General features: G+C 64.0%; 6 protein-coding genes and 1 pseudogene. 4 read left to right on the top strand and 3 right to left on the bottom strand.

What is annotated here, in order from left to right; genetic code table 11:
• From ABNU97_RS16800 to ABNU97_RS16790, 3 genes are all read left to right on the top strand, one after another.
• Window positions 1-1,038: acyl-CoA dehydrogenase domain-containing protein (locus ABNU97_RS16800; protein ID WP_348767817.1), on the top strand; the 1,038-nt coding region annotated here is incomplete at its 5' end.
• A 153-nt stretch (window positions 1,039-1,191) separates the two neighbouring features.
• Window positions 1,192-2,397 carry a CoA transferase gene (locus ABNU97_RS16795; RefSeq protein ID WP_348767816.1) on the top strand — a complete coding sequence of 402 codons (1,206 nt, stop codon included), beginning with the start codon at window positions 1,192-1,194 and terminating at the stop codon, window positions 2,395-2,397.
• A gap of 63 nt (window positions 2,398-2,460) precedes the next feature.
• Window positions 2,461-3,024, top strand: coding sequence for a thioredoxin family protein (locus ABNU97_RS16790; protein ID WP_348767815.1), 564 nt, complete (start codon window positions 2,461-2,463; stop codon window positions 3,022-3,024).
• A 168-nt stretch (window positions 3,025-3,192) separates the two neighbouring features.
• On the opposite strand, the gene ABNU97_RS16785 is transcribed toward ABNU97_RS16790, so the two are convergent.
• Window positions 3,193-4,005 carry an SDR family NAD(P)-dependent oxidoreductase gene (locus ABNU97_RS16785; RefSeq protein ID WP_348767814.1) on the bottom strand — a complete coding sequence of 271 codons (813 nt, stop codon included), beginning with the start codon at window positions 4,003-4,005 and terminating at the stop codon, window positions 3,193-3,195.
• Between the two features lie 154 nt (window positions 4,006-4,159).
• Here ABNU97_RS16785 and ABNU97_RS16780 point away from each other — a divergent pair, with 154 nt between their 5' ends.
• Complete coding sequence (locus ABNU97_RS16780; protein WP_348767813.1) at window positions 4,160-4,831, top strand: TetR/AcrR family transcriptional regulator; 672 nt, start codon at window positions 4,160-4,162, stop codon at window positions 4,829-4,831.
• Between the two features lie 161 nt (window positions 4,832-4,992).
• Here the strand turns inward: ABNU97_RS16780 and ABNU97_RS16775 are convergent, their stop codons facing one another.
• Complete coding sequence (locus tag ABNU97_RS16775; RefSeq protein WP_348767812.1) at window positions 4,993-5,913, bottom strand: metal-dependent hydrolase; 921 nt, start codon at window positions 5,911-5,913, stop codon at window positions 4,993-4,995.
• A 76-nt stretch (window positions 5,914-5,989) separates the two neighbouring features.
• Window positions 5,990-6,229 (bottom strand): annotated as a pseudogene (locus tag ABNU97_RS16770) (metal-dependent hydrolase); the annotation flags it as partial.

Raw genomic sequence — 6,229 nt, 5'->3', positions numbered from 1 at the left:
GCCGGCGTGATGCAGGGGCCGAACAACATCATCGGCCGCGGCTATTGCAGCGCGCCGGTGGCGATTACGGTGGAAGGCGCCAATATCATGACCCGTACGCTCATGGTGTTCGGCCAGGGGGCGATCCGTTGCCACCCGCATGCGCTAAACGTGGTGCACGCGGTCGAAAACGACGATTCGGCCGCCTTCGCGAAAGGCATGCGCGGCTGGATCGGCCACTTCTTCGCCAATATGGGCCGCACGCTCGGCCACGGCGTCACGCGCGGCCTGTTCGTGCGCGTGCCGGACGTCGACAAGGCGACCCGTCGCTACTACAAGAAACTCGGCTGGGCGGCCTCGCGCTTTGCCCTGTTTACCGATCTGGCGCTGTTCTTCGTGGGCGGCAAGCTCAAGATGCGCGGCAATCTCACCGGCCGCTATGCCGATGCCTTGGCATGGATGCTGATGGGCTTTTCCACGCTCAAGCGCTACGAGGCCGAAGGCCGCCAGCCGGAAGATCGGGTGCTCGTCGACTATGCACTGCGGCTGAGCCTGGCCAGGGTCCAGGACGCGTTCGAAGGCATTTATGAAAATTTCGAGGGGCCGCTCGGCACGGTGCTGCGTTGGGTGGCGTTGCCGCTGCTGCGGGTGAACCGGCTGGCACGGTTGCCCGACGATCGGTTGGCAGTGGCCTGTGCGGGCGTGTCTCAACGGCTGGATGCACAGAGCGAGCGCCTCAACGCCGACATTTTTATGCCAGAGAACAGCCACTCCGGCGTCGGGCGTCTGTTCGACGCCTTTCATCGGGTCAGCGAGGCCGCGCCACTGGTCGAGCGCATCAAGGCTGCACAGAAAGAAAAGCGTCTGCCCGCCGGCGACCCCGACAGCCTGGCCGATGCCGCGCGTGACGCGAGTGTTCTCGACGGCGATGAGGCCGCGCTCGTTACCGCGGCACGCCAGGCACGGCTGGCCGCGATCGACGTCGATGTGTTCACCGACGCACAGTTCTTCGAGCGCGCCCAGCAGTCGACGGCCGATGATCGGCGGCAGGCCGCTTGAGCCCATAGCCGCGGCTGGCGACGATGGCACGCTTAGCAGCCGCGGCGAGCGGATTCGAGCCGAAGCACATAGGCGCGACGTGCCTCGGCGGCGCGTCGACCCGATGCGATCCTGGATGACTCGGACATGCAGCAAGGCAACGCAGGCGCACGGATGAAAGACGACACCAAGGCTCGCCCCGTGAATACGCTGCTGGCCGGCGTACGCGTACTCGATCTGACCCGCCTGTTGCCCGGCCCGTATGCCACCCAGCTGCTGGCCCAGCTCGGCGCCGAAGTCATCAAGATCGAAGAGCCGGGCGGCGGCGACTATGCGCGCACGCTCTCGCCGGCGTTGTTCGAGCAGGTCAACCGCGGCAAGGCATCGGTAACGCTGGATCTGCGCAACGCAGACGATGTGGCGGCGTTCAAGCGCCTGGTCGCCGACGCCGACGTGGTCATCGAATCCTTTCGTCCCGGCGTGATGGAGCGGCTTGGCTGCGGCTATGAAACGCTCAAGGCGATCAACCCGAGGCTGGTCTATGCCGCGCTTACCGGCTACGGCCAGAACGGGCCGCTGGCGCGGGCGGCCGGGCATGATCTGAACTATCTGTCGCTTTCGGGCGTGCTCGATCAGATCGGCCATGCCGGCGGACCGCCCGCGATTTCCAATGTGCAGATTGCGGATCTGGCCGGGGGCGCGCTCACCTGTGCGGTCGGGGTGCTGTCCGCCGTGATTGGTGCGCGCGCCAGCGGGCAGGGCACGTTCGTGGATGCGGCCATGCTCGACGGTTCGCTGGCCTTGCAATCGGTCGCCATGGCGACGCGCAACCAGTTCGGCCAGACCCAGCCACGCGGGGCCGATACGCTCACCGGCGCGCTGCCCAATTATCGGGTCTACAAGTGTCGCGACGGGCGCTATCTCGCGGTGGGCGCGCTGGAGCCCAAATTCTTTGCGCGGCTGCTCGACCGGCTTAACCCGGTCGGGGGCAGGCAGGCACGCAGGTCCGACTCGAAACCGGATAGCTCGGCCAAGCCGAAAAACAAGCGCGCCCCGCGGATGGCCGGCTGGGCCGAGCGCGTGAATGCGGCCCTGGCCGATCCGCGCCGGGCGCGCCATCTCAGCAAGCCGGTGCACTGGGGTCTGGCCGCGCTGTTTCGTACCCGCACACGCGACGCCTGGGTCGAACTGCTCGCCGGTGCCGATGCCTGTACCACGCCGGTGCTTACGCTCGAAGAAGCGCTGGCCCACCCGCAGGTGCAGGCTCGCGACATGCAGCAGGGCGATGCGTTGGGGTGCCCGTTGCGTTTCGACGGCACGGCTCGGGATGCGCTTGCACCGAGTCCGGCGCTCGGCGCGGACAACGAGCGGCTGCTCTAGGTTTGGGTTGGCTGGACACAGTGGCTAAACTGCCGGCCAGCACTTATTCAACAAGGATCGCTCATGTCGCTTACTGATTCGACGATGATGCCGCTGGGCAAGAAGGCCCCGGATTTCTCGCTGCCGGATACCGTCTCCGGGCAGACGGTTTCGTTCAGGGACGTCGCCGGCGAGAAAGGCACGGTGGTGATGTTCATCTGCAATCACTGCCCCTACGTGCTGCATATCATCGATGAGATCGTGGCGGTGGCCAACCACTACCAGCCGCAGGGCATTGGTTTTGTCGCGATCTCCTCCAACGATATCGCCGAGCGCCCCGAGGACGGCCCGGAACAGATGCAGGTGTTCGCCGAAAGCCGCGAGTTCGCCTTTCCCTATCTCTATGACGAAAGCCAGGCCGTGGCCAAGGCCTACGACGCCGTCTGCACGCCCGACTTCTTCGTCTTCGACGGCGATGGCAAGTGTGCCTATCGTGGCCAGTTCGACGAGTCGCGGCCGAAGAACGGGGTGGCGGTCACGGGCGCAGAACTGCGTGCGTCGCTCGATGCGCTGCTCGAAGGCGACATGATCCCCGAAGACGTCCAGGTGCCCAGCCAGGGCTGCAGCATCAAGTGGAAGGCCGCCTGATCCTCTGAAAGGAACGGCCATCCGTGAACGGGTCTTGTCGCGGGTGGCGCCTGGTCGCAGGCGAAAACGCCGGTACGCTTGATGCGACCGGCGTTTTTTATCGGCTTACGACGGGCGTCGAGGCATGCGCCTGCTCGACGCGGGCCGGCGCTTGAGTCTCCGGCGGTATCAGCCGGGCATCAGCCGATTCATCACCCGCCAGTAGTTGACCGGCATGAGTCGGGAGATCGCCGAGATAATCTGGGCATCGATCCCGATCAGGCAACGGCCCTTGCCCTTGGCCAAATCATCGAGAATCTTGCGCGCGGCCTGGTCAGGGGTCGTACGGGCGAGCTTGTTGACGAAGTCGCCGGCGGCCTTTTCCTGATCATCGCTGCCGTCGGGGCCGACATAAAAACGCGCTGAATGCGCGATGCCGGTTTTTATGCCGCCCGGATGAACGCACATCACGTGCAGGCCGCTGCCGGCGGTTTCGTGGCGCAATGCCTCGGTAAAACCGCGAACCGCGAACTTGGTGGCGTTGTATGTGCCTTGCGTGGGCAGGCTGATCAGGCCGAACACGCTGGAGACGTTGACCAGCGCGCTGCCCCGGTTTTTCTTTAGCGCCGGCAGAAAAGCCTTGGTGCCATGGACCACGCCCCAGAAATTGATGCCCATGATCCACTCGAAGTCTTCGTAAGTGGCGTCTTCGATCGTCTGGGAGTGGGCGACGCCGGCGTTGTTGATGACGAGATCCACCTGACCATATTCGGCGATCACTTCGTCGCGAAAGGCCTCGACCGCGGCGCGATCGGATACATCCACCGAGGCGGTCAGCACTGCGGCGTTGGCACATTTGCTGCGCGTTTGCTCCAGGCCGCTCATGTCGACGTCGCACAGCGCCAGTCGGGCGCCGCGCTGCGCGCAGGCGGTGGCCAGACTGCGACCGATGCCGGAGCCGGCGCCGGTGATCACCACGACCTTGTTATTCAAATCCTTCATGCCTGTTCCTTGTCTTGAGCCGTCGGCGATGGCCGTTATGCCTTTGTGCGCGCGTCGTGCAGGTATGGCGCTCACGATGGGCATGCGCCACCGGAGAACTGACAACGGTCGATGTCAAATTACGTTTGACAACAAATAATGTCAATATGAAGCAATGAGCAATGCATCTTCATCGTCGCCTGCCGACGGCAACGGACGTGCCTACGGGGGCCGCAGTCTCGACGAGCGTCGCAGCCGGCGACGTGCGCAATTCATCGATGCCGGTATCGCCGTTTACGGTCGCGACGGGTTTCGCGGGGCCACGGTCAAGTCGCTCTGCCGTGCGGCCGGGCTCACGGAGCGGTATTTCTACGAGTCGTTCGCCAACAGCGAAGCGCTTTTCGCCGAGGTTTATCGCACGCTTGTGCAGCGCCTGGAAGAGAACGTCGTTGCGGCCATCGATAATGCGCCCAGCGATGCCGAGGCGACCGCGCGGGCCGGCCTCCGGGTGTTTTTCGAAACCATGTATCACCAGCCCGGCACGGCGCGAATTCTGCTGATCGAGATTTTCGGTATCAGCGGCGAGATCGACCGCCTGTATCGGGAAACCACGCAGAACTTCACGCGTACGCTACAAGCCCTGGTCAGCAATATCTTCGTGCTCGGCGAAGACAGCGGCACCGATGCCGGCGTGCTGTCGACGGGCCTCGTGGGCTCGACCATTCATATCGCCATGTACTGGACGCTCAATCGCTATAGCGAACCGTTGGACGTGATCGTGGAATCGGCTCTGGCGTTGTATGTCGCCATGGCGCGTCAGGCCGATCAGGGCAGCGACAGGCCCTAATCGCTTCGCCGCCGCGGACCGCGGTGCTTGTTGCGTTCGCGCAGGCGCTTCATCAAGCCATCACTCATCGATCTCGTGGCGGACTGGTAGTAAGCAAAAAAACGGCGCGGTTATGACCGCGCCGCTGTGTCTCGATACCGGTATTGCGACCGGTCGTGCAATCAGTGGTGGGTGGCGTAGGCCGCCTCGGCGTCATCCACCAGTCCGTCCAGTTCGGCGAGCAGATGCGCGTTGTTCTGCTGCCAGGGGTGGAAGCTGTACTGGAAATAGCTCAGCCATTCCGGAACCATCCGGCGAATGAAGCCCTGCTTGCCCAGGGTGAAGTTGAGCATCTTCAGGTGGCCGCGCCAGCCTTCCTTGCGACACTTCTCGTCGGCCTGGGTCATCTGCCAGTAGAAGCTGAGCAGCACCGGCCAGAACAGGGCGGTGGCCAGGGTCATGGCGAAGGTACGTTCTGCCCAGTTGCGCGGGCCGCGGCCGATGCATTTTTCGTAGACGTCGTAGGCCACGGCCTTGTGCTCGACTTCTTCAAGCGCGTGCCAGCGCCACATGCGTTCGAAGTCTTCCTGCGATCCGGACATCATTTCCGGATAGCGCAGCAGCATGTCGCCCATCAGCGCTGTGTAGTGCTCCAGCGCGATGGTCGCCGCCAGCGGCAGCGATTTCGGGCTGCGCTGCTTGATCCAGTCGAGCAGGTTCCAGGTGAACTGGTCAAGCTTATGGGCCGGCAGGCCGGCCTGCTCCATGAGCTCGTTGTATTCGATGTGCTCGCGCGAGTGCATGGCTTCCTGGCCGATGAACGCGGTCGCGGCCTTCTTCAGGTCGGGATCGGGAATCTCGTCGCGATAGCTGCGAACGGCGTCGATGAACATCCGCTCACCGGCCGGGAACAGCAGGCTCATGGCGTTCATGAACTGGGTGACGTTCGGGCCGTGCTTGTGCCAGTCGCAGATACGATCGGCCGGCGGCAGAAAGTGCAGGTCGCGCCGCTCGGGCATGACCGCGACATTCTCGCTGTGCGGGAATTCGCGCTGTGCGGCACTCGCGGGGTTGTTTACGGCATCGGATGCGTTCTTGCTCATGGTGCCCTCCTTGGATTGGGGTCGCTAAGCCGTTTCGAACGGCGTGTTGTTGGTAAACCGGCCCGGCCTGAACGAACTAGGCGGCGTGGCTGGCATAGGCGGCTTCGGCGTCGTCGACAAGCTGGTCGATTTCGGCCAGCAGGCGCGCGTTGTTCTGTTGCCAGGGGTGAAAGCTGTATTTGAAATAGGCGAGATACTCCGGCAGCAGCTTGCGCAGATAGCCGGGCCGGCCGAGCATGAAGTTCGCCAGTTTCAGGTGACCGCGCCAGCCTGCCTTCACGCAGGCGGGGTCGGCCGCGGCCAGCCGCCGGTAGAA

The sequence above is a fragment of the uncultured Salinisphaera sp. genome (genome assembly GCF_964012375.1).
GTDB lineage: Bacteria > Pseudomonadota > Gammaproteobacteria > Nevskiales > Salinisphaeraceae > Salinisphaera.
This window is presented reverse-complemented; position numbering and strand designations above follow the sequence as displayed.